25 protein-coding genes are annotated in these 25,570 nt (G+C 67.6%); 10 read left to right on the top strand and 15 right to left on the bottom strand.

Going from position 1 to position 25,570, the window contains the following annotated elements; genetic code table 11:
* Positions 1 to 5 precede the first annotated feature (5 nt).
* The 4 genes from TPAU_RS19245 to TPAU_RS19230 form a co-directional block, all read right to left on the bottom strand.
* A complete protein-coding gene (locus tag TPAU_RS19245; protein ID WP_013128420.1) occupies positions 6 to 1,187 on the bottom strand; it encodes a 3-ketosteroid-9-alpha-monooxygenase, oxygenase component in 1,182 nt (393 codons plus the stop codon).
* The gene (gene kstD, locus TPAU_RS19240) at positions 1,184 to 2,899 is read right to left on the bottom strand and encodes a 3-oxosteroid 1-dehydrogenase (protein ID WP_013128419.1); all 1,716 of its coding nucleotides are present in this window, start codon (positions 2,897 to 2,899) and stop codon (positions 1,184 to 1,186) included. The genes TPAU_RS19245 and kstD overlap by 4 nt, the downstream gene beginning before the upstream one ends.
* Before the next feature lie 136 nt (positions 2,900 to 3,035).
* A complete protein-coding gene (locus TPAU_RS22990) occupies positions 3,036 to 3,452 on the bottom strand; it encodes a hypothetical protein (RefSeq protein WP_013128418.1) in 417 nt (138 codons plus the stop codon).
* Positions 3,453 to 3,694: 242 nt separating this feature from the next.
* On the bottom strand, positions 3,695 to 5,155 hold the full coding sequence (locus TPAU_RS19230) for an FAD-dependent oxidoreductase (protein ID WP_013128417.1): 1,461 nt from the start codon (positions 5,153 to 5,155) through the stop codon (positions 3,695 to 3,697).
* Between the two features lie 207 nt (positions 5,156 to 5,362).
* Between TPAU_RS19230 and hsaA the strand changes: the two genes are divergently transcribed.
* Genes hsaA through hsaB form a run of 4 tightly spaced genes read left to right on the top strand, consistent with a single transcriptional unit; the run spans position 5,363 to position 8,905 of the window.
* The gene (gene hsaA, locus TPAU_RS19225) at positions 5,363 to 6,538 is read left to right on the top strand and encodes a 3-hydroxy-9,10-secoandrosta-1,3,5(10)-triene-9,17-dione monooxygenase oxygenase subunit (protein WP_013128416.1); all 1,176 of its coding nucleotides are present in this window, start codon (positions 5,363 to 5,365) and stop codon (positions 6,536 to 6,538) included.
* 2 nt (positions 6,539 to 6,540) lie between these two features.
* The gene (gene hsaD / locus TPAU_RS19220) at positions 6,541 to 7,410 is read left to right on the top strand and encodes a 4,5:9,10-diseco-3-hydroxy-5,9,17-trioxoandrosta-1(10),2-diene-4-oate hydrolase (protein ID WP_013128415.1); all 870 of its coding nucleotides are present in this window, start codon (positions 6,541 to 6,543) and stop codon (positions 7,408 to 7,410) included.
* A 17-nt stretch (positions 7,411 to 7,427) separates the two neighbouring features.
* Positions 7,428 to 8,333: an iron-dependent extradiol dioxygenase HsaC gene (hsaC, locus tag TPAU_RS19215; protein WP_013128414.1), complete on the top strand. Its 906-nt coding sequence runs from the start codon at positions 7,428 to 7,430 to the stop codon at positions 8,331 to 8,333.
* A gap of 14 nt (positions 8,334 to 8,347) precedes the next feature.
* Positions 8,348 to 8,905 carry a 3-hydroxy-9,10-secoandrosta-1,3,5(10)-triene-9,17-dione monooxygenase reductase subunit gene (hsaB, locus tag TPAU_RS19210; protein WP_218022149.1) on the top strand — a complete coding sequence of 186 codons (558 nt, stop codon included), beginning with the start codon at positions 8,348 to 8,350 and terminating at the stop codon, positions 8,903 to 8,905.
* Between the two features lie 55 nt (positions 8,906 to 8,960).
* On the opposite strand, the gene TPAU_RS19205 is transcribed toward hsaB, so the two are convergent.
* The 6 genes from TPAU_RS19205 to TPAU_RS19180 all read right to left on the bottom strand — a co-directional run bounded on the left by TPAU_RS19205 (position 8,961) and on the right by TPAU_RS19180 (position 15,591).
* The gene (locus TPAU_RS19205; protein ID WP_013128412.1) at positions 8,961 to 9,878 is read right to left on the bottom strand and encodes an SAM-dependent methyltransferase; all 918 of its coding nucleotides are present in this window, start codon (positions 9,876 to 9,878) and stop codon (positions 8,961 to 8,963) included.
* Positions 9,879 to 9,949: 71 nt separating this feature from the next.
* Positions 9,950 to 11,002 carry an acyl-CoA dehydrogenase family protein gene (locus TPAU_RS19200; RefSeq protein WP_013128411.1) on the bottom strand — a complete coding sequence of 351 codons (1,053 nt, stop codon included), beginning with the start codon at positions 11,000 to 11,002 and terminating at the stop codon, positions 9,950 to 9,952.
* Positions 10,999 to 12,003, bottom strand: a complete 1,005-nt coding sequence (locus TPAU_RS19195; RefSeq protein ID WP_013128410.1) for an acyl-CoA dehydrogenase family protein — start codon at positions 12,001 to 12,003, stop codon at positions 10,999 to 11,001. Before TPAU_RS19195 ends, TPAU_RS19200 begins: the two co-directional genes overlap by 4 nt.
* Positions 12,000 to 13,157 carry an acyl-CoA dehydrogenase family protein gene (locus tag TPAU_RS19190; protein ID WP_013128409.1) on the bottom strand — a complete coding sequence of 386 codons (1,158 nt, stop codon included), beginning with the start codon at positions 13,155 to 13,157 and terminating at the stop codon, positions 12,000 to 12,002. The genes TPAU_RS19195 and TPAU_RS19190 overlap by 4 nt, the downstream gene beginning before the upstream one ends.
* A 2-nt stretch (positions 13,158 to 13,159) precedes the next feature.
* Positions 13,160 to 14,062, bottom strand: coding sequence for an enoyl-CoA hydratase (locus tag TPAU_RS19185; RefSeq protein ID WP_013128408.1), 903 nt, complete (start codon positions 14,060 to 14,062; stop codon positions 13,160 to 13,162).
* Complete coding sequence (locus TPAU_RS19180; protein ID WP_013128407.1) at positions 14,059 to 15,591, bottom strand: FadD3 family acyl-CoA ligase; 1,533 nt, start codon at positions 15,589 to 15,591, stop codon at positions 14,059 to 14,061. Before TPAU_RS19180 ends, TPAU_RS19185 begins: the two co-directional genes overlap by 4 nt.
* Before the next feature lie 122 nt (positions 15,592 to 15,713).
* Between TPAU_RS19180 and TPAU_RS19175 the strand changes: the two genes are divergently transcribed.
* From TPAU_RS19175 to TPAU_RS19160, 4 genes are read left to right on the top strand one after another with little or no spacing between them, the layout of a single operon-like run.
* Entirely contained in the window at positions 15,714 to 16,862 is a 1,149-nt protein-coding gene (locus tag TPAU_RS19175; RefSeq protein ID WP_013128406.1) for an acyl-CoA dehydrogenase family protein, read from the top strand.
* Positions 16,859 to 17,671: an SDR family oxidoreductase gene (locus TPAU_RS19170; protein WP_013128405.1), complete on the top strand. Its 813-nt coding sequence runs from the start codon at positions 16,859 to 16,861 to the stop codon at positions 17,669 to 17,671. The genes TPAU_RS19175 and TPAU_RS19170 overlap by 4 nt, the downstream gene beginning before the upstream one ends.
* Positions 17,664 to 18,278: a TetR/AcrR family transcriptional regulator gene (locus TPAU_RS19165; RefSeq protein ID WP_013128404.1), complete on the top strand. Its 615-nt coding sequence runs from the start codon at positions 17,664 to 17,666 to the stop codon at positions 18,276 to 18,278. Before TPAU_RS19170 ends, TPAU_RS19165 begins: the two co-directional genes overlap by 8 nt.
* Positions 18,275 to 19,438, top strand: coding sequence for an acetyl-CoA C-acetyltransferase (locus tag TPAU_RS19160; protein WP_013128403.1), 1,164 nt, complete (start codon positions 18,275 to 18,277; stop codon positions 19,436 to 19,438). The genes TPAU_RS19165 and TPAU_RS19160 overlap by 4 nt, the downstream gene beginning before the upstream one ends.
* Positions 19,439 to 19,450: 12 nt before the next feature.
* On the opposite strand, the gene TPAU_RS19155 is transcribed toward TPAU_RS19160, so the two are convergent.
* A complete protein-coding gene (locus TPAU_RS19155; RefSeq protein ID WP_013128402.1) occupies positions 19,451 to 20,164 on the bottom strand; it encodes a response regulator transcription factor in 714 nt (237 codons plus the stop codon).
* Positions 20,165 to 20,538: 374 nt separating this feature from the next.
* Here TPAU_RS19155 and TPAU_RS19150 point away from each other — a divergent pair, with 374 nt between their 5' ends.
* Positions 20,539 to 21,228, top strand: a complete 690-nt coding sequence (locus TPAU_RS19150; protein WP_013128401.1) for an MspA family porin — start codon at positions 20,539 to 20,541, stop codon at positions 21,226 to 21,228.
* Positions 21,229 to 21,238: 10 nt separating this feature from the next.
* On the opposite strand, the gene TPAU_RS19145 is transcribed toward TPAU_RS19150, so the two are convergent.
* The 4 genes from TPAU_RS19145 to TPAU_RS19130 are packed head-to-tail and all read right to left on the bottom strand — an operon-like array spanning position 21,239 to position 24,682.
* Positions 21,239 to 22,294, bottom strand: coding sequence for an NAD(P)H-dependent flavin oxidoreductase (locus TPAU_RS19145; RefSeq protein WP_013128400.1), 1,056 nt, complete (start codon positions 22,292 to 22,294; stop codon positions 21,239 to 21,241).
* Entirely contained in the window at positions 22,291 to 23,034 is a 744-nt protein-coding gene (locus tag TPAU_RS19140) for a CoA-transferase subunit beta (protein ID WP_013128399.1), read from the bottom strand. Before TPAU_RS19140 ends, TPAU_RS19145 begins: the two co-directional genes overlap by 4 nt.
* Positions 23,031 to 23,903, bottom strand: coding sequence for a CoA transferase subunit A (locus tag TPAU_RS19135; protein ID WP_013128398.1), 873 nt, complete (start codon positions 23,901 to 23,903; stop codon positions 23,031 to 23,033). Before TPAU_RS19135 ends, TPAU_RS19140 begins: the two co-directional genes overlap by 4 nt.
* Entirely contained in the window at positions 23,900 to 24,682 is a 783-nt protein-coding gene (locus TPAU_RS19130; RefSeq protein ID WP_013128397.1) for an enoyl-CoA hydratase family protein, read from the bottom strand. The genes TPAU_RS19135 and TPAU_RS19130 overlap by 4 nt, the downstream gene beginning before the upstream one ends.
* 102 nt (positions 24,683 to 24,784) lie before the next feature.
* Here TPAU_RS19130 and TPAU_RS19125 point away from each other — a divergent pair, with 102 nt between their 5' ends.
* A complete protein-coding gene (locus TPAU_RS19125) occupies positions 24,785 to 25,570 on the top strand; it encodes an SDR family oxidoreductase (protein ID WP_013128396.1) in 786 nt (261 codons plus the stop codon).

The following is a 25,570-nucleotide window of genomic DNA, read 5'->3' as shown; positions in this document are numbered from 1 at the left end:
GGCGATCAGGCCTCTGCCGTCTGATCGGAAGCCGCATTCGCCGAGGCCTTCTCGGATTCCTGGCGAGCGATGTTGTCCGCGACCTCGGCCTCCCACGCCTCGACGGCGTGGGTGGTGTCGATCTCGAACTCGAAGCGCTGGGTCATATCCTCGGTGACCTGGTCGGCGTCCACGTAGAACTGCTCGTACCAGCGTCGCAGCTGGTAGACGGGCCCGTCCTCCTCGCACAACAACGGATTGTCGATGCGGGTCTTGTTCTTCCAGATCTCCACGTCCTGCAGGAAGCCCAGGCCCACGTTCTTGGCGAACTTGCCGGCCAGGTAGTCGGACTTCTCGTCGTCGAAGCCGGGCAGCTTCTTGACCTTCACCCCGTACATCAACTTGAACGAGTGCTGATCGATCGGGTAGTGGCAGTTGATCAGGATGTTCTCGATCTGGAAGCCCTTGTAGTCGTTGTGCAGGTAGTTGATCATGTACGACGGCCCGAAGTAGTGCGCCTCGGATTTGAGCAGCACGTCGTCGCCGCCGGAGAGCCCGATATCGGTGACGTCGTTGCGGCCCTTGGTGTCCAGGTACTGCGAGGCGATGTGCCCGTCGAAGACGTTCTTGAAGTACGTGGGCAGGCCGTAGTGGATGTAGAAGAAGTGCGGCATGTCGACCACGTTGTCGACGATCTCGCGGCAGTTGCTGCCCTCGATGATGATCTCGTTCCATACCCAGTTGGACCACTCGGGCCCGTCGACGTCGCCGTCGATCTTGGGGATGTCCAGTTCCGCAGGCGGCTTGGAGTTCTCCACGTCGTGCCAGATGAAGAGTTGGTCGTTCTCGATCATGGTGGGCCAGGTGCGGGTCCGGGCCCGCAGCGGTACGCGCTTGGCGTACGGGATGGCCTTGCACTTGCCGTCGCCGCCCCAGCGCCAGTCGTGGAAGGGGCAGGCGATCTCGTTGCCCTTGACGGTGCCCTGGGTGAGGTCGCCGCCCATGTGGCGGCAGTAGCCGTCGAGTACGTTGACTTTGCCGTCCTCGCCGGCGAACACCACGAGCTTGGTGCCGAAGGCCTCGACCGAGTGGGGCTTGCCGTCGGCGAAGTCCTTGAGCAGGCCGAGGCAATGCCAGCCGCGGGCGTACCGAGTGGGTGCGGTGCCGCTATCGATGAGGCGGGCGGCGGATTCGGCGTTGGCGCTCATGAGATCTCCTCTTCCGCACGTGCGGTGGCTGACGGGGAGGACGACGAGGCTGCCATGTCCTCCACGGCGAGGTAGGCGAACACCATCGCGGGGCCGATGGTGGCGCCGGGGCCGGCGTAGGTGTGCCCCATGACCGGGGAACTGGTGTTGCCGGCGGCGTAGAGCCCCTTGATCACGGAGCCGTCTTCGCGTTGCACCCGGCCGGCCACGTCCGTTCGCAGCCCGCCCTTGGTGCCGAGATCGCCGGGAACCATACGGGCAGCGTAGAACGGCCCGGTGGACAATTCGGCGAGACTGGGATTCGGCTTGTTCCGCGGATCGCCGTAATAGTGGTCGTAGGCACTGACGCCGCGGCCGAAGTCCTCATCGCGCCCGACGCGGGCGAATCCGTTGAACCGCTCCACCGTGCTGGCCAGCGTGTCCGCGGGCACGCCCATCTTGTCGGCGAGTTCGGCGAGGGTCTGCGCGCGCACCATGCAGCCCGATTCGAACCAGCGCCTGGGCAGGGGCTGTCGCGGGGGCTGCCCGGCGAACAGGTAGCGGTTGCGGTAGCGCTGGTCGAAAACGAGCCAGCAGGGCACGTTCTCGCCGGGTCCCTCACCCTGGCCGTACGGGCCGCCGTACATCGAGTGCACGGCTTCGACATACGGGGCGGATTCGTTGACGAATCGCTCACCGTCGGTGTTGACCATCAGGCTGCCGGGGAGCGACCGCTCGGACAGGGCGAACCAGGCCATCTTGGGAAGCAGGATCGACGGACCCCACCAGGCATCGTCCATGAACTCCAGCGCTCCGCCGACCGCCTGACCCGCACGAATCGCGTCGCCGGTGTTGGCGGGGACGCCGTTGGTCCACTCGGTGCCGATCGGTTGGCGCTGGTACTGCGCGCGCATCTCTTCGCTGGCCTCGAAACCGCCGGCGGCCAAGATCACGCCGCGGCGGGCGGTGAGCGGCACCTGCTTCCCGTCGCGCTCGACGACGACGCCGGTGATCCGGCCGTCGTCCTCGGTGAGCCCGACGAGCGAGGTGTTCAGCCACAGTGGGACGTTCGCGCGCTGGAGGCCCACCCGCAGTGCGGCGACCAAGGCCTGCCCGCGACCGAGCAGATGCTTGCCGCGAGCTTTGGCGGCGTAGAACCGCCCGCCCACCCGTAGTGCGCGGACGATCCCCTTGGGGTGGCGCATGATCAGGTTGAGCCATTTGAAGTCGGCCTGCGTGACCACCAGGTTCATCGGCGCCTTGGTGTAGTCCGGCTCCAGGTTCTTCAACTCGTCGCCGAGTTGGTTCCCATCGAAGGGCTTGGGTTCGCAGGAACGACCGTGTGCACGGCCGCCCGGTGCCTCGGGGTAGTAGTCGGAGTAGCCGGGTACCCAGGTGAGCTCGAGTGGGCTCATCCGGTGCAGCATCGAGATCACCTCGGGGCCGCGATCGATGTAGGTGTCGATCCGCTCGGCCGGAACCACGTCGCCGATGATCGAGTGCAGGTACGTGCGGGCCTCCTCGGGGCTGTCCTTGACGCCCGCCTTGGCCAGCGCCTCGTTGCCGGGGATCCAGACGCCGCCGCCGGAGCGGGCCGTCGAGCCGCCGTAATGCGGGGCCTTCTCCACGATCAGCGCGCTGAGTCCGCTGTCCGCGGCCTTGAGCGCCGCAGCCATGCCCGCGGCACCGCTTCCCACCACGATCACGTCGTATTCGGTGGCTTCCGCCGTCATCGGCTCTCCTCGTCGATGTAACAGGTTCTCCGGCCTGAGCTGCGGCAATGTGCAGCACGTTCTAGCTCTGTTTGCAGCATAGACTAGAACACGTTTCAGTATCTAGAGATGGTCGAACCTGTTCGCCGAGGTCGGCTCAGCAGGGCAGAGTCATCCGCTCGTAGGTGCCGGTGCTGGGGCGGAAGACCCACTTCTGCCGGGGCGTGCACGGCGCCGAGCGCGGTGCTGTCGTTCGCGGAGGAGCCACGGTCGCCTGCGCCTCGGTGGTGGTCGCCGTGGGAGCGATGACGGGTCGGGTCGGGGCCGGCGCAGCGCCGGGCACCGTCGTCGATGTCGCCGGTGGGGCGGTGGCGCTCGATGCGATGGGCGTCGCCGGGCGCGATGACGGCGACGCCGCCGGTGCGGGGGCCGTGTCGCCGCGCGGGCCCAGACTGAGCGCCACTGCGACGGCGGTCGCACAGATCGCTGCGGCGGCCGCGATCGCGAGGAATCGTCCGGAGTATCCGCGCAGAGGTCCCGCTCCCCTGCCGGACGTGTCGAGGCGGTGGGTCATGCGCCCCAGCCTCCGCGGCGGGCGGCGGACATGTGCGCTGATGTCGCGTTCATAGCGCCATCCTCTCAGCGCTGAAATGACTTTCGTCGCAGGTGCGCGAATCCTCGAATCAGCAAGGGAACACCGGACATTCGGTAAAGGCTACTTCCGTACACCCGTGCGGATCCGTCAGGAATGCGGCCGGAGCCGAAAGCGTCCCTGATGCCGGTGTCCTGCCGGCGCAGGTGCAAAGTCACGGGGCCTTAGGTTGCGGCGGAGATGCCTGCGCGTCGGCCGAAGAAACTTCCGTCACCGAGGCTCGTGCCGCTGGCATAGCCGCCCGCACACACCCCGGAGGTGCACCTGCCCGCGGCGAACAACCCGGGAATCGGCTCGCCGTCCACGTGCAGCACCCGCGATTCGACATCGGTGTGCAACCCGCCGAGGGTGAATCCGGCGGTGAATCCACGCATGTCCCACGCGGCCACGGGCCCGGTGAGCGGGCGCACCCACTGCTTCTTCTTGTGCAGCAGCGGGTCGGTACCGGCCGCGGCATACCGGTTGTAGGTGGCGACGGTGCCTGCGAGAGTGCCGGCGGGCAGGCCCATATCGGATTCCAGTTCGTCGACCGTCTCCGCCGCCCAGGTAGGTGGCTGCCGGAAATACGGGGTGGACGTCTCGGTCGCCAACGCCTCCTCGTGCGACTGCATGTCCATCACCAGGAAAACCGTGTTGTCCTGCTGGATCAGTGCCGCCTGCCCGATCCGGCCGCCGTACGTGTCCTCCGCGATGAACCGCTGGCCGCGCCCGTTGATCAGGATTCCGCGCGCCATCATCTGCGGATCGCCGAAGAATGCCACCTCGGTCGCGTCCATGTGCGCCACCCCGGCGCCCGCGGCCTGTGCCATGAGGATTCCCGCACCGTCGTGTTCCTCGACCGCCGCGGCGGGCCGCCCGATCAGCCGTGGTGCATAGGTCGCGACCATCTCCGCGTTGTAGGCGAAGCTCCCGGTCGCGAGCACGACGCCCCGTCGGGCCCGAATGGTGAGATCCTCGCCGAACCGCCGGGCGGCGAGCCCGCACACTCGCCCCGCGGCGTCGCTGACCAGCGTGTGCGCTCGCACGTCGTACTCGGCGCGCACACCGAGGTCTTCCGCGGTGTCCACCAGTGGTTTCATCAACATGTATCCGGCGCCGCGGACGCCGGTCTGCTTGTCCGCCATCTGCGGCACATGCCCGCGGGGCGCAGGAGCGGCGATCGTGTTGAACGGTGCGGAATTCTCGCCGCCGGAGTACCCGAGGCCTTCGTCGTGCGGGACCTCCCAGCCGGGCTCGCCCCAGAACTCCTCTTTGAAGACCACGCCGCAGTCAACCAGCCAGTCGTAGTGGTCGATGCTGCCGTGGGCGTAGTCGTGGATCTTGGCGGTGTCGACGCCGGGCCCGAGCGCCGCTGTCATGAAGGTCTCCATATTCTCCGCGCTGTCGTCGAAGCCCAGCGAGCGTTGCAACGCGGTGCCGCCGCCCAAGTAGATCCAGCCACCCGAGGCGGCGGCCGCTCCGCCCCAACCGCCGGCCCGCTCGAGAACGAGGACATCGGCCCCTGCCCGTGCGGCCTCGATCGCGGCGCAGACCCCGGCGATGCCGTATCCGGCGATCACCACATCGGCTTCCAGGTTCCAGTCGGTCACGGATTCGGCGGCGATCGGGCGTCGGCGAGTGCTCATCGGGGCTCCTAGGGGCGGTAGTCGAAACCGGGTGAAACAAGTTCGTGTGCCAGATCCGACGGTGCGGTGGCCACGGGAGTTACCAGCAAGATAGGCCGATCGGCGGCGGTGATGTAGCGTTTCGGTCCAGAAAATAAGAACGTGTTCTAGTATCGGTTCCACCGGCCGGCGCGATGCCCGTCCGAATATCGCAGAGAGCGAGGAAACATGAGCGAACAGAGCGTCAGCGCCGTGCTGGCCGAGGTGGCGGAGTTGCTCCCCACGCTCCGGGATCGCGCGCAGGAGACGGAGGACGCGCGTCGCGTTCCCGCCGAATCCATCAAGGCGCTGCAGAAGAGCGGCTTCTTCCGGCTGCTTCAGCCGGTGCGCTACGGCGGTCTCGAAGCCGATCCGGTCGAGTTCTACACCGCGGTGAAGATGCTCGCGAGCGCATGCGGTTCCACCGGCTGGGTGGCATCCATCCTCGGGATCCACCCGTGGAACATCGCCCTGTTCGACGACCGTGCCCAGCAGGAGGTGTGGGGCGAAGACCAGGACACGCTGGTCTCGTCGTCGTATGCGCCGATGGGCAAATCGGAGATCGTCGAGGGCGGCTACCGGCTCTCCGGGAAGTGGAGCTTCTCCTCCGGCTGCGATCACGCCACCTGGGCACTGCTCGGTGGTCCGGCCTTCCAGGACGGCAAGCCGGTCGACTTCCTTACCTACCTCGTACCGATCAGCGACTACCGCGTGAACGACGTGTGGCGCACCGTCGGCCTGCGGGGCACCGGCAGCAACGACATCGTGGTCGAGGACGTCTTCGTGCCTGCGCATCGCGCGTTGAGCTTCCAACTGGTCAGCAAGTGCAAGGGCCCCGGCCAGGAGGTCAACACCAGCCCGCTGTACAAGCTGCCGTTCGGATCGGTGCATCCGTCCACGATCACCGCGCCGATCATCGGCATGGCGCAGGGTGCGTACGACGCGCACGTCGAGCATCAGCGCGGTCGGGTGCGCGCCGCCTATGCCGGTGAGAACGCCAAGGAGGATCCGTTCGCCAAGGTCCGGGTCGCCGAGGCGGGCAGCGAGATCGACGCCGCCTGGCTCCAGCTCACCAGCAACATCGCGGCCGAGTACGCGTTAGTGAAGGCGGGCGAGAAGATCCCGTTCAACCTGCGCCTGAAGGTGCGCCGAGACCAGGTGCGCGGCACCGAACGCGCGATCTTCGCCGTGGACCGGATGTTCGAGAACTCCGGAGGTCGCGCGCTCGCGGAAGGCACCCCGATTCAGCGGTTCTGGCGCGATGCGCATGCCGGGCGGGTCCACGCGGCGAACGATCCGGAGCGGGCGTACAAGATGTTCGGCACCGGCGAGTTCGGCGAGCCGGTGATGGATGGGATGGTCTGACGGTGCCCGAGACCGAGGTCGATGTCCTCAAGGAGGGCAAGTTCGCCACCACCGCAGCCGGTCTCACGCTGCACTACCACGAGGCCGGCGAGGAGAACCGCGACAGCGGCACCGTGGTGCTGCTGCACGGAAGCGGTCCTGGCGTGTCGTCGTGGAGCAACTTCGGGCGCAACATTCCGGTGCTGGCGCAGCGGTTTCACGTGCTCGCGGTCGATCAGCCGGGTTTCGGCCGGTCCGATAAGCCGACCGAGCATCCGCAGTACTTCGTGCACAGCGCCACGGCGCTCGCCGGACTCCTCGACGCGCTCGGCATCACCGAACGTGTGCACCTGGTGGGCAATTCGCTCGGCGGCGGTACGGCCGTGCGGTTCGCGCTGGACTTTCCGGAGCGCGCGGGGCGGCTTGTGCTCATGGGACCCGGCGGGCTCAGCGTGAACACCTTCGCCCCCGATCCCACCGAGGGCTTGCGGACGCTGCAGAGGTTCTACGCCGCACCGAGCAAGGAGCGGCTCGAAGACTTCCTGCGGATCATGGTGTTCGACCAGAAGATGATCACCCCCGAGCTCATCGAGGAGCGGTTCGATCTCGCGCTCGATCCTGAAGCGATCGCCGCCTTCACGGCCATGGGGAAGTCGTTCGCCTCCGCGGATTACGAGAAGGGCATGCTCTGGCGTGATGCCTACAAGCTGCGCCAGCCCGTGCTCATGATCTGGGGCCGGGAAGACAGGGTCAACCCGCTCGACGGTGCGCTGCTTGCGCTCAAGCAGATTCCGCGCGCCCAGTTGCACGTCTTCGGACAGTGCGGCCACTGGGCTCAGCTCGAGAAGTTCGACGAGTTCAACCGGCTCACGGCCGATTTCCTGGCCGGCTGACAAGGAGAAGCACGGACATGGCGATCAAGGCGCTCGGGTACATGCGCATCGAGGCCACCGATATGGCGGCCTGGCGCGAGTACGGGCTCAAAGTTCTCGGGATGATGGAGGGCACGGGCAACGACCCCGATTCCCTCTACTTACGGATGGACGATTTCGCTGCCCGCCTGGTGATCGTGCCCGGGGACAGGGACCGGCTCCTGGCCTCCGGCTGGGAGGTCACCGACGCCCTCGGGCTGCAGGAGCTCCGCGACACCCTCAGCGCTGCGGGCGTCGCTTTCGAGGAGGGCACCAAGGACGAGAAGGCCGAACGCCGCGTCGAGGGCCTGATCCGATTCCAGGACCCCTCGGGTAACACGCTCGAGGCCTTCCACGGCGCGCAGTACCTCGGCCGACGGTTCGTCAGCCCCTACGGCCACCGTTTCGTCACCGGCGAGCAGGGGCTCGGGCACGTCGTGCTCACCTGTACGGACGACGCCGCGGCGCAGCAGTTCTACCAGGGCGTGCTCGGATTCCGGCTCCGCGACTCGATGCGCCTGCCCCCGCAGATGGTGGGCCGCCCCGCCGAGGGGGATCCGGCGTGGCTGCGCTTCTACGGCTGCAACCCGCGTCACCACGCGCTGGCCTTCCTCCCGCTGCCGAACCCCACGGGGATCGTGCATCTCATGGTCGAGGTGGAGAACTCCGACGACGTCGGCCTCGCCCTCGACCGCGCGAACCGTAAGAAGGTCAGGATGTCCGCCACGCTAGGCCGGCACATCAACGACAAGATGTTGTCCTTCTACATGAAGACGCCGGGCGGCTTCGACATCGAGTTCGGCTGCGAGGGGCTGGAAGTCGAGAACGACGACTGGATCGCGCGGGAGTCGACCGCGGTCAGCCTCTGGGGTCACGACTTCTCCGTCGGATTCAAGGGGCAGTGATGACCGCCGCAGAGATGGTGGGACCGATCGAGCCCATCGACTATCGCCCCGCGATGGGGCACTTCTGCACCGGCGTCACGGTGATCACCGCCGCGGACGACGAAGGACCCGTGGGCTTCGCCTGCCAGTCCTTCTCGGCGCTGTCACTCGATCCGCCGCTGGTGCTGTTCTGCCCGATGAAGACCTCCGGCGCCTGGCGCACGATCGAGCGCACCGGCCGGTTCGCGGTGAACGTGCTGTCCGAGCATCAGCAGACGGTCAGCTCGGTGTTCGGGTCGCGTCATCCGGACAAGTTCGGCCAGGTGCGATGGACCCCATCGCGGGGTGGATCGCCCCTGCTCGATGATGCACTGAGCTGGATCGACTGCACGGTGGAAGCGGTGCACGAGGGGGGCGATCACCACATCGTGATCGGCCGGGTTCAGGAACTGAGCCCGCCGAATCCCGGCCGCCCCCTGCTGTTCTACCGCGGTCGGTACACGCAGACCGTCACCGATCCCGGGCAGGCCATTCCGCGAGCCCTGTCTCTCGATGCCTTTCTCACCTGGCCCGTCGGTGACGACTGGATGTAGCGGGATCCCGTTCCACGCACCGTGGCCGAGGCCGTGGCTGTGGCCTGCCTGCCGTTCAGCTGCGAGGTAGCTCCGCGGTGAAGTACTCGATGACGCCGGACAGCCGCGCCGCGTCGTCGGGCAGAACCGCGCCTCCCACGCCGTACCGCTCGCTGAGCTCCACGGGGCCGCCCTCGCGCCGCACCGTCCAGCCTTGGCCGGCCAGGTAGTCCGCCGGATCCTCACGTTCGGCGTCGGCGAGGAACAGCGAGGTGACGTCGAAGTCACCGAGCGGGTTATCGGGCGTTGCGTACTTCTGCTGGAGCGCGCGGAAGCCGTCGAGGTCGAATGCGCCGGTCTGGCCCTCCACGGCTGCCCGGCTACCGGGTGCGGCGAGTTCGACGATCCGCTCGAACAGCAGGGCCTGCGCATCGGCGGGAAGGTAGGGGAGCAGTCCTTCGGCCAGCCAGGCAGACGGTGCAGTCGCATCAAATCCGGTACCCACCAGCGCGGCCGGCCAGTTCTCGCGCAGGTCGATCCCCACGGTGTGCAGGCCGGCGGCCGCAGTCGCGCCGTGCGCGGCGAGGGTCTCCGTCTTGAAGGCCAGTACCTCGGGCTGGTCGAGCTCGTAGACCACGGTGTCGGTGGGGAGATCAAGCCGGTAGCCGCGGGTGTCGAGTCCTGACGCGAGGATGACCACCTGGCGGATGCCGGCGGCGACGGCGTCGGTCACGAAGTCATCGAAGAACTTGGTCCGGATGCCGAGGTGGCGGCTGGCGCTCAGGGGACCGTCGGCACCCTCGGCGGAGTTCAGCATCGCCTGCGTACGCGGATCGCCCGCGGCCTCGATGAAGATCCGCGCGTACGGGTCTCGGGCGAGCGCGTCTGCCCGATCGGCCTCGACGGCCCGTGCCGCGGCCACGAGGAGGGCGGTGAACCCGACGCTGGTGGTGATGTCCCAGGTATCGCCTTCGGTGCGCACGCTGTCCGTCATGGATTCCTCCGCTCGTAGGGTACTTCGCTAACGAAATTACTCGCGTTGCGGTGTGGAGACAAGAACTCGTTTCACGAGTGGGTCAGCGGGCGTAGTGCCAGGAAGGACGCAGGATCGCCGAACAGGTGGGCACTGCCGTGCGCGCGTTTGAAGTAGAGGTGCGCGTCGTGCTCCCACGTGATTCCGATGCCTCCGTGCAGCTGAATCATCTCCGCTGCCACCGCCTGGAATGCCTCGGAGCAATACGCTTTCGCGGTCGCGACCGCCTGCGGTGCATCCGGATCCGCGCGGTCGAGAGACTCGCCCGCCGCGTACGCCGCCGAGCGCGCGGCCTCGACCAGCACGAACATGTCCGCCATTCGGTGTTTGAGCGCTTGGAACGAGCCGATCGCACGGCCGAACTGCACGCGCGACCTCGTGTACTCCACGGTGGACCGCAGCGCGTGCTCGGCGGCACCCACCTGCTCGGCGGCGAGGACGGCGCAGGTCACGTCGAGCGCGTGCGCGAGTGCTGCCTCCGCATCGTCGAGCAGCACGGTACCGCTCGCGCGGTCGACGGTGACCTCGGCGAGCCGCCGAGTCGGGTCCAAGGTCGGCGTGTGCCGGCGGTGTGCCACGCCGCGGTCGGCGCGTAGCAGGACGAGCCGGCCACCGTCTCGCGCCGCGAGGAGGAGGTCATCCGCGGTGTCGCCATCGAGCACGAAACAGGCGGTACCCGAAACACGCCCACCGGACATGATCAGAGGGCGGTCGGTGAAGGCGCGCCCAGCGAAGGCGACCGTTGCCGTACGCGTGCCGGATGCCAGGTCACCGAGTAGATCGCACGCGCCGGTCCCGTTCAGCACCGAGGTAGCGAGAACCGCCGAGCCGAGGAACGGCGATGGGACCAGCCGCCGCCCGAGTTCTTCGGCCACGCTCTGGAGGGCTCGGACGCCGGCTCCCATCCCGCCGGCCGCCTCGGGCACGGCGAGCGCCGCCACGCCCACCTGGTCGCTCAGCACCGACCACAGGCCGGTGTCGTAGCCCGCGGGCGTGTCGATCGCGGTGCGTAGTGCGGCGTCGGACCACCGGCGGTCCAGGACGCTCCGTACCGCGGCGGCCAGGTCTTCGAGCTCTGAGGTCATCGCGCACCGGCCCGTGCCCGCACCGCATTCAGTACCACTGCGCGATGTTCGGATTGCGTTCCCCACGCCGATCGCAGCGCCCGGACCTTGGTGAGCCAGATGCCCAGGTCGTGCTCGGCGGTGTAACCGATGGCGCCGTGCACCTGCAACGCCGTGCGCGCAGCCAGGTTCGCGGCATCCGCCGAGGCGACACGTGCCGCCGAGACATCGCGCGCCGCATCCATACCCACTCCGGGAGAGCCGCTGTGAGAGAGCGCGACTGCGGCACCCCGGACGAGCGGCGCCGCCAACTCCAGCCGAGTCGCCACATCGGCCAGGAGATGCTTGATCGCCTGGTACTCGCCGATCAGGTGGCCGTACTGCGCGCGAGTCTTGGCGTACCCGACCGCCTCGTCGAGCAGCCGCCGTCCCGCGCCTAGCGTCTGCGCCGCCACGCCGAACGTACCGAGCAGCAGTGCCCGATCCCGATCGCCGGGCGACCCCGCGCCCGGTTCCGAGGTCACGAACAGCCGACGAGTGGGATCGATCGATCGTTGGTGGGCGCCTTCGGGAGCAACCGATTCCGCGACTCGGCCGTCTGCGGCCACGGTGAACCGGAGATCCGAGGCATCCGCGTCGAGGAGGTGCGCAGCGCGTGGCGCGATGGCGACGGTACCGATGGCGCCGCCGGCGAGCGCGGGCAGGTGGCGGGCGGCCTGCTCACCCGTCAGCAGTGCGGGAAGCACGGCGATCGACTCGACCACCGGACCCGGAACACCGTGGTAGCCGAGCGCTTCGAGGGCGATCGCCAGATCAGCGGGGTCGCCACCGACTCCGTCGTAGCCCTCATCGATCGCCAATCCGGTGACGCCGAGATCGGCGAGCGCGGACCAGATCGTGCGCCCGGGGCTGTGGTCCCCGGCCGCCCAGGCGCGCGCTGCAGCAGTGGTGCTCGCACCCGACAGCAGGTCGTGCAGCGAAGCGGCGAAGGCGAGATTCTCCTGCGATGGTGCGAATCTCATCGGGCTCCCCGAGGTAGGCCGAGCAGACGTTCGGCGATGGTGTTGCGCTGGATCTGATCGGTGCCACCGTAGATGGGACCGGCCAGTGAGAACAGGTATCCCGCCGGCCACCGGCCGCCGTCGGGTGCGTCGGGTCCGACGAGTTCGCCGCGCGGGCCGAGCAGATCCAGTGCGGTCTCGTGCATACCCACGTCGAGATGGCTCCAGAACAGCTTGTTCACGCTCGATTCGGGGCCGAGCTCGCCGCCTTCCTGCAGCCGGGTGACGGTGCCGAAGGTGTAGAGCTGGTAGGCCCGCGCGCCGATCCAGGCGTCGACGACCCGGTCCGCCGTGGTGCCGGCCGCACCGTCCTCCCGGTCCCACAGGCCAACCAGAGCGTCCGCTGCGGAGAGGAACCGTCCCGGGCTCCGCAACGACAGGCCGCGCTCGTTGTTCGCAGTGGTCATCGCCACCCGCCAGCCCTGGCCGGGCTCGCCGATCACGTCGGCATCGGGTACGAACACCTCGTCCAGGAAGATCTCGGCGAAGCCGGGTTCTCCGTCGAGTTGGGGTATCGGACGAACGGTGACCCCGGGGGCGTGCAGGTCGAACATCAGGTAGGTCAGCCCGCGGTGGCGCTCCGAGCCGGGATCACTGCGGAACAGGCCGAAGGCGCTGTCTGCGAAGGCGGCCCGCGAACTCCAGGTCTTCTGGCCCGAGAGCCTCCAGCCGCCCTCGACGCGGCTCGCGGTCGACCGCAGGGCCGCGATATCGCTGCCGGCCTCGGGTTCCGACCACGCCTGTGCCCACACTCGCTCGGAACGAGCCATGGCGGGAAGAATGCGTGCCCGTTGCTCGTCGGTGCCGTGGCTGAAGAGTGTGGGCGCCAACATGAAAAGGCCGTTCTGGTTCACCCGTAGCGGTGCGCCCGCGGCGTAGTACTCCTCTTCGAACAGCACCCACTGCAGCAGGGTGGCGTCCCGGCCACCGAACTCCGCTGGCCACGAGACCGCGGCGAGGCCGGCGTCGGCGAGCTTGCCCTCCCACCTGCGGTGTGCGGCGAATCCCTCGGCGGTGTCGAAGGACGGCAGCGGTTCGGCTGGGACGTTCGTGGTGAGCCAGCTACGCACCTCGTCCCGGAACGCGACCGTGGCATCGTCGAAATCGAGGTCCACTGCTAAGCCTTCCCGGTCGCATCGCGCGGTGCGGCGCTGCGGGCTCCGGAGGCCATCGATTTGGCGTCCTGGCCGCCGAGAGAATCGCCGCCCGACATCTCGGCGTTGTGGGCGTGGGCGAAATGATGCAGTCCGAACACCGAGTCCATCCCGGCGCGCATTCCCATCAGGTCCTCACACTGGTTCACGGCCTTCTTCGTCAATGCCAGGCCGAAGCTCGGCATTTCCGAGATCCGCTCGGCCAGTGCGAGGGTTTCCTCTTCCAGTTCGTCGCGCGGTACCACCCGGTTCACCATGCCCCACTCCTTCGCCTGCTGCGCGGAGAAGCGGTCGCCGGTGAACAGGAACTCCTTCGCGGCCCGCGGACCCATCACCCACGGATGAGCGAAGTACTCCACACCGGGAATGCCCATGCGCACCACCGGATCGGAGAAGAAGGCATCCTCGGAGGCCACGATCAGGTCGCAGCTCCAGGCGAGCATGAGCGCGCCGGCGATACAGGCACCCTGGACGGAGGCGATCACCGGCTTCGGGATCTCCCGCCACCGCCGGCACATGCCCAGGTACACCTCGGTCTCGCGGGCGAACCGCAGGTCGCCGCCATCGCGGCCCACGTGGTCCCACCACAGCACCGCCTTGTTCTCGAAATGGGTGTCCACATCGCGGCCCGGGGTTCCGATATCGTGTCCGGCGGAGAAGTGCTTCCCCGCTCCCGCCAACACGATCGCCTTGACCGCTGGATCCTCGACGGCGCGGACGAAAGCGGCATCGAGCGCGTACGTCATCGCGGAGTTCTGTGCGTTGCGGTACTCGGGCCGGTTCATCGTGACCACGGCGACCGGTCCGCGGAGTTCGTAGGTCACCACCTCGGTCTCGTCGGTTGCGGGCGTCGGGTTGTCGGTCATCGATTCTTCTCTCCTGGTGCGGGATCGGGCTCGCCGCGGAGAACGCGTTTGAGCACCTTTCCGGTTGCGTTGCGGGGAAGTTCGCTGACGAATTCCACGCTGCGAGGGACTTTGAAGTTGGCGAGCGACTCGCGGCAGTGCGCGATCACCGCATCCTCGGTGAGCTCGCGGCTCCCGGTGAGTACCACGAAGGCTTTGCCCACCTCGCCGAGCCGTGGCTCGGGGACGCCGACGACGGCGCTCTCGGCAACCCCCTCGATCCGCGCGATCACCTGCTCCACCTCGGCCGGATAGACGTTGAAGCCGCCGTTGGTGAACATGTCCTTGATCCGGTCGGTGATCCGGAGATTGCCCGCCTCGTCCATGCTCCCGGCGTCGCCGGTGTGGAACCAACCGTCGGCGTCGAAGGCTCGGGCGGTGGCATCCGGATCTTCGAAGTACTCCGCGATCACGTTGGGACCGCGTACCAGGATTTCGCCATCGTCGGCGATCCGCACCTGCATGTCGCGCACCGCCCGGCCCGATGTGGTGGCGATGACGGCGGGATCGTCGTCGGCCCGGCACATCGTGACCACGGGTGCCTCGGAGAGCCCGTACGCGGTGAGCACGCGGTCGTACCGCAGCTCGTCGCGCATCCGCTCGATGAGTACCACCGGGATCGTGGCGGCGCCGGTGGTCGCGGCGCGCAGACTGGACAGGTCGTACTTCTCACGGTCCGGATGGTCGAGCATCATCTGATGGATCGTCGGTACGCCCGGGAGAACCGAGATGCGTTCGCGGTGAATGAGATCGAAGGCCTGAACCACATCGAAGGTCTGCGCGGGATACATCGTTGCGCCGCGCTGCAGTGCCGCCAGGATGCCCGCCTTGTATCCGAAGATGTGGAAGAACGGGCTCAGGATCAGGTAACGGTCGGTGTCGGTGACGCCGACGAGTTCGGCCCAGTTCGCCGCATTCGCGAGCGTCTGCGCATGCGTGCTCACCGCGCCCTTGCTCCGGCCCGACGTACCGGAAGTGAAGAAGATGTCCGATGGTGACTGCGGAGTGACCTCGGCGCCGATAACGTCGAGTTCCGTGTCGGTGATGCCGGATCCGCGCGCGGCCAACGAGTCCCACTCGGGCAGGCGCAGCACCGTCGCGACGTTTTCGGGCAGTCCCCCGGCGCTCTGGTGTACTAGGTTCAGGCGGTCGACGCCGAGGAACGTGCCGGCGACGACGAAGGCGCGGGCGCGGGTGCGCTCGAGCAGATCAACGATCTCCGGACCCGTGTAGCGGGTGTTCACCGGTACGAGTACCGCACCGATGGTGGCGAGGCCGAGGGCGGCCTCGATCCACTCGTGGCCGTTCGGCGCACAGATCGCCACCCGGTCTCCCGGTCGCACTCCCTCCGCGAGCAATGCCTTCGCCACTGACCGCGACCGATCGCGGAGCGACGCGTAGCTGATGCGCAGATCCCCGTCGACCACTGCGGGGTGGTCCGCGAACCGCTCGACGGCGGTGTGCAGGACCGATGCAATGGTGCCCGACATGCGAAAAGCCTCCTACCTAGCAAGTGCTTGGTAGAACACGTTACAGTGCCGGTGGTTTCTATGTAACCTGATTCCACCAAGCGATCGCTTGGTAATCGGAAGGGAGTGCGGTGGCCACGGCGATGGGCGAATCCGACGCGGACTACCGCGCGCGGATCCGGGAGTGGCTGGCGACGAATCTCGCCGGCGAGTTCGCCGGGCTGCGGGGAGCCGGCGGCCCGGGCCGTGAACACGAGTTCTTCGACGAGCGGGTGGCGTGGGAGCGGCACCTGGCCGCGGCCGGGCTGAACTGCGTGGGGTGGCCCGCACAGTACGGCGGAGCCGGTGCGACGCTTGCGCAGCAGGTGATCTTCCACGAGGAGTACGCCCGCGCAGAGGCGCCGGCCAAGGTCTCCCATCTCGGTCAGGAGCTCCTGGGGCCCACACTGATCGCGTTCGGTAGTACCGAACAGAAGCAGCGGTTCCTCCCGGCGATCCGCGAGGTCCGGGAACTCTGGTGCCAGGGATACTCCGAGCCGGGTGCCGGTTCCGACCTCGCGAACGTCGGCACCACCGCACGGCTCGAAGGCGACGAGTGGGTGATCTCGGGCCAGAAGGTGTGGACGTCGCTCGCACACGTCGCGGACTGGTGCTTCGTGGTGGCGCGGACGGAGCCGGGGAGCGTCCGGCACAGGGGGCTTTCGTATCTGCTCGTCCCGATGGACCAACCCGGCATCGAGGTCCGTCCCATCGTCCAGCTCACGGGTACGTCGGAGTTCAACGAGGTCTTCTTCGACGGTGCGCGCACCGCCGCCGCCAACGTGGTGGGTGACCCCGGAGACGGCTGGCGGGTCGCCATGGGCACGCTCGCCTTCGAACGCGGCGTGGCCACCCTCGGGCAGCAGCTCGGTTTCCGCCGCGAGTTGCAGCATCTGACCGACCTCGCGATCGACAGCGGCGCGGTCGATCGCCCGGAGATCGCCGAATCGCTGCGCCGCGCGTGGACCGAACTCGATGTGATGCGCGCCCACGCGCTGCGCACCCTGGGATCCGCCGAGACGGGCACCGCCGAGGTGGCGAAGCTGTTGTGGGCCAACTGGCACCGCCGGCTCGGTGAGATCGCCATGGCGGTGCGCGGAGCCGCCGGCCTGCTCGCCGATCCCGAGTTCGATGACTGGCAGCGCCTGTTCCTGTTCACCCGCGCCGACACCATCTACGGCGGCTCCAACGAGATCCAGCGAAACATCCTCGCCGAGCGCGTGCTCGGCCTGCCGAGAGAGGCCCGACCGTGAGCAGCGACCGTCCGCCCGCCGTACCCGCGATCCCCGCACCGCCCTACCCCAGGGGCCGCAACATCCTCGAAGACCGCGTCGTCGTTGTCACCGCCGCAGCCGGTACCGGCATCGGCTCCGCGACCGCCAAGCGATGCCTGGAAGAGGGCGCGCGCGTAGTGATCTCGGACTGGCACGAGCGGCGGCTGTCAGAGAAGGCGGACGAGCTCGACGCCGACTTCAGCGGCCGCGTTCATGCCATCACCTGCGATGTGACGATCGAGGAACAGGTGCAGGGCCTGCTCGACGGGGCAGCGGGGCGGTTCGGGCGGGTCGACGTGCTGATCAACAATGCCGGACTTGGAGGCAGCGTTGCGGTTCAGGACATGACCGACGAGCAGTGGTCGCGGGTGCTGGACGTGACGCTTACCGGCACCTTCCGCGCCACCCGCGCCGCGATCAACCGCTTCATCACACAGGGCGGCGGCGGAGTGATCGTCAATAACGCTTCGGTGATCGGCTGGCGTGCCCAGGCCGAGCAGGCGCACTACGCCGCCGCGAAGGCGGGCGTGATGGCGTTGACCCGCTGCTCCGCCGTGGATGCCGCTCCGCACGGCGTACGGATCAACGCGGTCTCGCCCAGCATCGCGATGCACCCTTTCCTGGCGAAGGTGACCTCGGACGAATTGCTCGACGAACTCTCGCGCCGTGAAGTCTTCGGCCGTGCGGCGGAGCCCTGGGAGGTGGCGAACGTGATCGTCTTTCTGGCGTCGGAGTACTCGAGTTATCTGACGGGGGAGGTGCTCTCGGTGAGCAGTCAGCATGCCTAGGCCGGACGCCTCGACTCGTCGCGCGGAACTCCTCGCGGTGTGTGCTCGGCTGTTCGCCGAGAACGGCTATCGCGCGACCACGGTCCGCGATATCGCTGATGCGGCCGGCATCCTCTCGGGTAGCCTCTACCACCATTTCGATTCGAAGGAATCGATGGTCGACGACATCCTGCGCGATTTCTTGGATCGACTGTTCACTCGTTACCGCGCGGTGCTCGACTCCGGCTCGAGTCCGCGGGACCAGCTGCGCGGATGCGTGATCGCATCTTTCGACGCCATCGACGCGGATCCCGAGGCAGTGGCCATCTATCAGGCCGAGGCGCGGTCGCTCGCACACGTCGAGCGGTTCGCCTACATCGCTGATCGGCTTGAGGAGTTCCGGGCCATGTGGCGCGATATTCTCACTCGCGGAGTCGAATCCGGAGACTTTCGCAACGATCTCGATATCGACGTCACGTACCGGTTTCTGCGCGACACGGTCTGGGTAGCGGTGCGGTGGTATCGCCCCGGTGGGGCGCTGACCTCCGATGCTGTCGCCGCCCAGTACCTCGGCATCCTCGAACGGGGCATCGCCGGTCCGAACGAATCCACAAGGGAGAAAACATGACCGCGACTCCTGACGGCGCCTACATCCTCGACGCCGTGCGTACGCCCACCGGGAAGCGAGGCGGTTCGCTGGCCGACGTGCACTCCGCCGACCTGGGCGCCCACGTGCTCCGCGCCACGATCGAACGATCGGGCGTCGATCCCGCTCTGATCGACGATGTGATCATGGGGTGCTGTGACACCATCGGTCCGCAGTCGGGCAATATCGCCCGGACGGCGTGGCTGGCCGCCGGACTGCCCGAGCACGTGCCCGGGGTAACAGTGGATCGGCAGTGCGGATCCAGCCAGCAATCAGTGCATTTCGCGACCCAGGCGGTGCTCTCGGGTACCGCGGATGCAGTGGTGGCCGCGGGAGTGCAGAACATGAGCGCCATTCCGATCAGCGCCGCCATGCTGGCCGGAAAGGACTACGGATTCGACGACCCGTTCTCGGGGTCGATCGGATGGCGAGAGCGGTACGGTGACGTGGAGGTCTCGCAGTTCACCAGTGCCGACATGATCGCCACGAAGTGCGGGATCAGCCGGCGTCGGATGGAGGAGTTCGCGCTGGACAGTCACGAGCGGGCAATCGACGCGATCGACGGTGGCCGATTCGCCGCCGAGATCGCACCGGTCGGCGGTTTCGCGGTCGACGAAACGCCGCGTCGGGGTACCTCTTTAGAGAAAATGGAGTCCCTGCCACCGCTCGCTGAGGGATCGTCCATCACCGCGGCGGTCGCGAGCCAGATCGCCGATGGTGCGGCGGCTCTGGTCGTCGCTTCGGGACGGTTCGTCGACGCGCACGGGCTTCGCCCCCGTGCACGTGTGCATCACATCTCGGTCCGCGCGGCCGATCCGGTGTGGATGCTCACCGGTCCGATTCCCGCGACCAAGTACGCCCTGGAGAAGACGGGCCTGTCCGTCGGCGATATCGACCTCTTCGAGTGCAACGAGGCGTTCGCATCGATTCCGCTCGCGTGGATGGACGAGTTGGGCATCGCGCACGAGAAGGTCAATGTCAACGGGGGCGGTATCGCGCTGGGGCATCCACTCGGTGCGACCGGCGCGAAACTGATGACCACTCTGGTGCACGAGCTCGAACGGCGGGACGGTCGCTACGCCTTGCAGACCATGTGCGAGGGCGGCGGCACGGCGAACGTCACCATCATCGAGCGCCTCTGACATCCGTTCGCCTCACCGCAGAACGTACCCGTATCCGCGGACACTGTGGACGTGGTGCCACTTGGGTGTGTCGATCTTCGACCGCAGCCGTTGCACCGCGTTGTCGACGATGCGCGAGCGTCCCAGATAGTCGTGTCCCCAGGCCTGGCGCAGCAGTGAGTCGCGCGACTGCGGGACGCCGCGCCGCGCCGCGAGGGCGAGCAGAAGTCCGGTCTCGGTCGTGGTCAGCAGGACCGGATCGCCATCGAGGGAGACGCTGCGCGTGGTCGGATCGATCGACAGCCCGCTCTGCTCGATCACTACTGTGCCGCTGGCCGGAGTGCCGCCCGCCTCATGCGTCCGGCAGGTGAGTGTGCAGGATCCGGTCGAGCGGACGCGGCGTCGAATCGCACGCAACCTCGCATCGATCTCCCGGTCCGACACCGGTCGGGCCACGAAATCGTCGGCTCCCACGGTCAGCGCCGTGATGGTGTGGACCTCATCCTTGGCTTGTCCGCCGATCATCAGAATGGGTATGTCGCTGAGGCGGCGCAGCTCACGACAGGCATCGAAGGCGTCGCCGTTGTCGGATTCGATGATGACTGCCCCGACATCGCTGAGTGCGCGTACGGGAACCGGTTCGCCGACGGGCGCGAGGAACACGCTGTGCCCCTGTGCATCCAATCGCGCTTCGGGAGGCACCACGTTGGCCGGGTGGGCCCCGCTGTGTAGGTACAGGATCTGCACGCTTCTCCTCCGCTCCTGTCAATCGACAGATATATGCGCGATCACGAACTCGTTCCGTTAGCACCGCGTCAGGCCTTAGACCTCGATCGATGCCACTTCGTGTCCGAATTGCCGCGCCTCTGTCGCGACACGCCGTGACTCGATCTGATTAAGTTATCTGAGGTTCTCTCAGGCGTCAAGTGTTTACACAGGTGAGAGGCGATGTCGATGTGATAGCAAGCATGTGAAGCCGGGATGAAGATGTCGCAGGCGTGTCGCTGACATGTGTTTTATGTCGCAAAAGACTGGCTACGTGCAGCTTCTGTTTGGCAAATTCTTAGGTGACGTGATTTCCTTTGCATGCTCAATAATGACCTGTATGGAGGAGTGGAAAAGTGCGTCGAATCAAGATCGGTATGGCAGTTGCGGCGGTCGCGGCCTGCGCCGTCTCGGTGATGTCCGTGGGGCCCGCCTCCGCTCAGATCACCCCGCAGAATCCGTCCGGCCCCGTCAAGGGCGGTAAGCAGACGATCAAGTCCGAGGGCGTGAATGCGCAGATCGCGCTGTTCGACCTCAAGGCGAGGCTGTTCCCGCCGCTGGCCGGTGACAACAAGTCGCGCCTGGCCTACGTGGACGGCAAGGCTGAGGGCACCATCACCAAGGCGCCCGGTGAGATCGAGGCCGCCACCGTCGAGGTCGGCTACGTCGTCGCCTGCGGCGTCAAGGACGGCGGCTTCGAGTCCTGGATCGGCTCGAACCAGACGATCGGCGCCGCGGGCGCGATCGCCGGCAGCATCCCCGCCGCGGGTGCGGCGCTGGTCGGCGTCGGCGGTTCGCTGGGCCTGACTCAGAACCAGGTCATCAAGACCGCGCCGGGCGGCATCGTGTATCTGCCCGTGGGTTCGAAGACGATCCAGAAGCCGAAGCCCGGCGAGAACTTCGGTGTCCGGTTCGGTGAGAAGCGCGTGAGCATCGAGGGCTGCATCGGCAGCGTCGACGCCGTCGCCTACTCCACCCTGACCGTCTCGTCGCGCGCCTTCGACGATATGAAGACGGTCTACAGCGAGGTCATGCGCTTCGCGTGATCCCGCAGGGTCAGCGGAGGCTCGAGAGCGCGTCCAAGCGCGCCTCGGCCTCCGCCACGATCCGTTCGATCAGCTCGGCCACCGTCGGTAGATCGTCGATGATTCCGGCTACCTGCCCGGACGCGAGCACACCCGCTTCGGTGTTGCCCTCGACGAGGCCGGCCCGCAATAACATCGGCGTGTTCGCCGACATCATCAGCTGACTCCACGTGCGGTCACCGCCCCTCTTCAGGGCGAGCCCCTCGTCGATCAGCCCCTTCCAGGAGACCCCGGTCAGGGCCTGGAAGCGCAGCGTATTCCGCGCGGCGTGCGCGAGTGTCGCCACCCCGCGCGAGCGTTCGAGGGCCTCCACCAGAGTGGTCCGCAGCACACGGTGCGGCATACCGTCCACCTTGGTGGTGACCACCGTGTCGGTGAGCCCCCGCTGCAGGTACTGCGCCTTCACTGAATCCGGGACCCGGCTGTCTTGTGTCAGGAGGAATCTGGTCCCCATCGCAACGCCGGCAGCTCCGTAGGCTAGCGCCGCGGCCAGTCCGCGGCCGTCGAAGAAGCCGCCGGCCGCGATCACCGGAATGTCCACGGCGTCCAGGACCGACGGCAGCAGCAGGGTAGTGGCGACACCGCCCGTGTGACCGCCGCCCTCGCCGCCTTGGACCAGGACCGCGTCCGCGCCCCAGGAGGCCACCTTCTCGGCGTGGCGCGCTGCGCCGATCGACGGGATCACCACCAGTCCAGCGTCCTTGAGCTGCGCGATCATCTCCTTGCGTGGCGCCAACGCGAACGATGCCACTCGCACGCCTTCCCGGATCAGCAATTCCACCCGCTGCTGCGCGTCCTCGGCGTCGGCCCGGAGGTTCACCCCGAAGGGCCTATCGGTGCGCTCCTTCGTCTTCCGGATCGCTGTTTCCAGCTCCGGATAGGTCATCGTGGCCGAGGCCAGGATCCCCAGCCCGCCGGCGTTCGCAGTGGCGGCGGTGAGATGCGCCCCGGAGACCCACCCCATGCCGGTCTGCACCACGGGATGCTCGACGCCCACCAGCTCGGTGAGCGCGGTGCGCAGCGTCATGCCGGAACCTCCTTGGCGCGCAGAGTCCGCGGGTCGACCACGGTGCGGATCAGTTCCAGTTCGACCTCGTCGGGCAGACGTGTCTGTGGCACGTCGGAGCCGCCCAGATCGAAGCCGGTCGCCTCCCGAACCTGCTGCTCGGTAACGCCGGGATGCACCGACAGCAGAGTCATCACGCCGTCGGCATCGAAACCGAGCACCGCGAGATCGGTGATCACCCGGTAGACGTCGTGGAAGCGCGTGGCGGCCGGACCCGCGGCTCGTGCACTGTCGTGGCCGACACCGCTGATCACGTCGACTGAATCGACGAATACCCGGGTCGAGTGCTTCGGAATCCAGTACGACGTGCGGTTGTTCACGGTGTTGCCCGGTCCGCCGCGGACGCCGAGCAACTGGCGCGACGGCGCGGCATGGTCGCCGATCGCGGAGATGTTCTGGTTCCCGTAGCGGTCGATCTGGCTGGCGCCCATGATCACGTGGCGCTTGCCGTGCGGCACCACCACGTCGAGCACCTTCTTGAAGGGCTGCCAGCCCTCGATCCCCGCGGAGGGGTTCGCGGCGTCGGCCACGAGGTACGCCTCGCCGTCGGACAGCAGCAGATCGGGTTCGAAGGTCAGGCGGGCGAGCCGACCGCCCAGCGACGGGATCAGGCCCATCGGGCTGGCGGTGATCTCGCCGTCGCCGCGGAACAGGTCCGCGATGGCGGTGACGCACACCTCGGCGCGGGTGATGTCGGTCATTTCGCGTCCTCCTGCTCGGCGGACCACGCCGCCACCTCCGCCTGGTAATGCGCCTCGTCGCCGGTGAGGAATCGCTCGGTGAACGTCGCCCATGCGTCGGGGGACTTCGCGCTCGCCGCGTAGTGTCGCTGGAACTTCTCATCCCGTCCGTAGTCCGGGGCGGCGGTGGTGAAGTGGGCGCCGTTCGGCGTCTCGATCACTCCGGTCACGGCGCTGCGGTTGATCAGCAGCGACTGCACGGGCCCACCGGCCGCCAGCTCCTCGGTGCTCACGATCTTCTCGCACGAGACGTAGCAGCGTTCCGCCGCCAGCGCGAAGTCGTCGTCGAAGTAGGGGTCGGGGCCGAGGTACTGCGCGTTGCCGCGGGCATCGGCGCGATTCATGTGGATCAGTGAGGCGTCGAGGTGCAGTGGCGGCACGGCCACCAGCTCCTCGCCATCGGAGTAGGGCGAGCGCACCGTCTTCAGGTCCGGGTTGGTGCTCATGACCGCAGAGCCCAGTCCGGCACGGATCGGCTGGAAGGGAAGGCGTTGCACGGCCGCCTTGAGGCCCGCAGCGAACATGCCCTCGTCCCACTCCGAGACCTCGATGGCACCCGACTGCCGGGCGCGGGCGAAGTTGGGATCGATCGGGACCGAATCGAGGGTCACGAAACCGAAGACGAGCCGGCGGATCTTGCCCGCGGCGGCGAGCAGGCCCACATCGGGGCCCCCGTACGAGACCACGGTCAGGTCCGTGAGATCCGACCGCAGGATGGCGCGGACCAGGGCCATCGGCTTGCGCCGTGAGCCCCATCCGCCGATGCCGAGAGTCATCCCGTCGCGCAGCTGGGCAACCATCTCGTCTGCCGTCATTCGCTTGTCGGTCATGCCTTCTCCTCCCTCGCCTCGCCGACGGTCCGACCGGTCGCGACGAACTCCTGGCGATGCTCGTCGGAGAACCCGGCGAGATTCAGCTCGAAGGTGAAGCCCTGTTCGAAGCGATAGCTGGTGTGCACGTTCACCGGATCGATTCCATTGATGGCCTCCTTGGCCTTGCGGATAACCCTGGTGTCCTTGGCGGCGATCGACCGGGCCACCTCGAGCGCGGTCTCGTCGAGCTGGGCGCGGGGGACCACGCGGTACACCGAGCCGAAATGGTGCAGCTGCTGCGCGGTCACCGTGCCCGCTGTGAAGTACAGCGTGCGCATCAGGTGCTGCGGTACCAGTCGTGCCAGATGTGTTGCGGCACCGAGTGCGCCGCGATCGACCTCGGGAAGTCCGAAGGTGGCGTCATCGGAGGCGACGACCACGTCGGCGTTGCCTACCAGACCGATACCGCCACCCAGGCAGAATCCGTTGACCGCGACGATCACGGGCACGGCGCAGTCGTACACGGCGGAGAAGGCTGCTGCGCAGCCGTGGTTGGCCCCGATCAGCGCCCCGTACCCCTCCGAGGCGTCGATCTCCTTGATATCGACACCGGCGTTGAATCCGCGGCCCTCCGCACGAAGCACCACGACGTGGCAATCGGGGTCGGCCCCGGCCTCGGTGAGGGCGGCCGCGAGGTCGAACCAGCCCTGCACGGTGAGAGCGTTGACCGGCGGCGCGTCCACCGTGATCACATGGATCCCGGGGGCCGCGACGGTGCTCCGGATCAGTGTGGACATACCGCCTCCTTCGAGGTAGACAGGTAGAACGTGATCTAAACCTAGCAATTGCTTGGTACGCTACCACCGTTGTCCGGTGAGCCGGAACGGGAAGGCGGAACAATGACGACGACCACCCCGACGCTGGGCCTCGACGGTCTCGTAGTACTCGTGACCGGCGGTGTGCGCGGGATCGGCGCAGGCATCGCGCGGGTCTTCCTGCGCGCCGGTGCCACCGTGGTGGTGTGCGCTCGGCACAGCCCGGAATCCGCGATCTCGATCGAGGGCAGGTCCGCGGGCTTCGTGGCCTGCGACGTGCGTGAGCCGGAGCAGGTCGACGCACTGATCGGCGGCATCGTCGAGCGTCACGGTCGTCTGGACGTGCTCGTCAACAATGCCGGCGGCGCGCCCTACTCGGACGCGGCCACCGCGTCACCGCGGTTCCACGACAAGGTGATCGGTCTCAATCTGCTGGCGCCGCTGCTCGTGGCCCAGCGGGCGAATGCGGTGATGCAGCAGGCCGGCCGGGGATCGATCATCAACGTCTCCAGTGTGAGCGCGACCCGCCCGTCGCCCGGTACCGCCGCGTACGGCGCGGCGAAAGCAGGGCTGGATTCGCTGACCGCCAGCCTCGCCGTCGAATGGGCGCCCGCGGTCCGGGTCAACGCGCTGGATGTGGGGATGGTGCGCACCGAGGCCGCGGAGCAGCACTACGGCGACGAAGCCGGTATCGCTGCCATCGGGGCCACCGTGCCGTTGGGAAGGCTCGCCGATCCCGAGGAGATCGGTTCCTGTGCAGCCTTTCTCGCTTCACCTCTGGCCTCGTACGTCAGCGGTGCCACGCTGCTCGTCCACGGCGGTGGCGAACGCCCCGCCTTCCTCGCCGCGGCTACCGCCGACCGCGCCTGA

Source organism: Tsukamurella paurometabola DSM 20162, assembly GCF_000092225.1.
Classification (GTDB): Bacteria; Actinomycetota; Actinomycetes; order Mycobacteriales; family Mycobacteriaceae; genus Tsukamurella; species Tsukamurella paurometabola.
Note: the sequence above shows the minus strand (reverse complement) of the source record. Positions and strands in the feature narration are given on the sequence as shown.

Bases quoted from the DNA above. Each gene is read 5' to 3' on its own strand.
- TPAU_RS19165 (WP_013128404.1), top strand. From the start codon at position 17,664: ATGCCTAGGCCGGACGCCTCGACTCGTCGCGCGGAACTCCTCGCGGTG.
- TPAU_RS19185 (WP_013128408.1), bottom strand. From the start codon at position 14,062: ATGACCGACAACCCGACGCCCGCAACCGACGAGACCGAGGTGGTGACC.
- TPAU_RS19205 (WP_013128412.1), bottom strand. From the start codon at position 9,878: ATGACGGACAGCGTGCGCACCGAAGGCGATACCTGGGACATCACCACC.
- hsaA (WP_013128416.1), top strand. From the start codon at position 5,363: ATGAGCGAACAGAGCGTCAGCGCCGTGCTGGCCGAGGTGGCGGAGTTG.
- TPAU_RS19195 (WP_013128410.1), bottom strand. From the start codon at position 12,003: ATGAGATTCGCACCATCGCAGGAGAATCTCGCCTTCGCCGCTTCGCTG.
- TPAU_RS19125 (WP_013128396.1), top strand. From the start codon at position 24,785: ATGACGACGACCACCCCGACGCTGGGCCTCGACGGTCTCGTAGTACTC.
- TPAU_RS19175 (WP_013128406.1), top strand. From the start codon at position 15,714: ATGGGCGAATCCGACGCGGACTACCGCGCGCGGATCCGGGAGTGGCTG.
- hsaC (WP_013128414.1), top strand. From the start codon at position 7,428: ATGGCGATCAAGGCGCTCGGGTACATGCGCATCGAGGCCACCGATATG.
- TPAU_RS19230 (WP_013128417.1), bottom strand. From the start codon at position 5,155: ATGAGCACTCGCCGACGCCCGATCGCCGCCGAATCCGTGACCGACTGG.
- TPAU_RS22990 (WP_013128418.1), bottom strand. From the start codon at position 3,452: ATGACCCACCGCCTCGACACGTCCGGCAGGGGAGCGGGACCTCTGCGC.
- hsaB (WP_218022149.1), top strand. From the start codon at position 8,348: ATGGTGGGACCGATCGAGCCCATCGACTATCGCCCCGCGATGGGGCAC.
- kstD (WP_013128419.1), bottom strand. From the start codon at position 2,899: ATGACGGCGGAAGCCACCGAATACGACGTGATCGTGGTGGGAAGCGGT.
- TPAU_RS19140 (WP_013128399.1), bottom strand. From the start codon at position 23,034: ATGACCGACATCACCCGCGCCGAGGTGTGCGTCACCGCCATCGCGGAC.
- TPAU_RS19145 (WP_013128400.1), bottom strand. From the start codon at position 22,294: ATGACGCTGCGCACCGCGCTCACCGAGCTGGTGGGCGTCGAGCATCCC.
- TPAU_RS19135 (WP_013128398.1), bottom strand. From the start codon at position 23,903: ATGACCGACAAGCGAATGACGGCAGACGAGATGGTTGCCCAGCTGCGC.
- TPAU_RS19130 (WP_013128397.1), bottom strand. From the start codon at position 24,682: ATGTCCACACTGATCCGGAGCACCGTCGCGGCCCCCGGGATCCATGTG.
- TPAU_RS19180 (WP_013128407.1), bottom strand. From the start codon at position 15,591: ATGTCGGGCACCATTGCATCGGTCCTGCACACCGCCGTCGAGCGGTTC.
- TPAU_RS19200 (WP_013128411.1), bottom strand. From the start codon at position 11,002: ATGACCTCAGAGCTCGAAGACCTGGCCGCCGCGGTACGGAGCGTCCTG.
- TPAU_RS19245 (WP_013128420.1), bottom strand. From the start codon at position 1,187: ATGAGCGCCAACGCCGAATCCGCCGCCCGCCTCATCGATAGCGGCACC.
- TPAU_RS19160 (WP_013128403.1), top strand. From the start codon at position 18,275: ATGACCGCGACTCCTGACGGCGCCTACATCCTCGACGCCGTGCGTACG.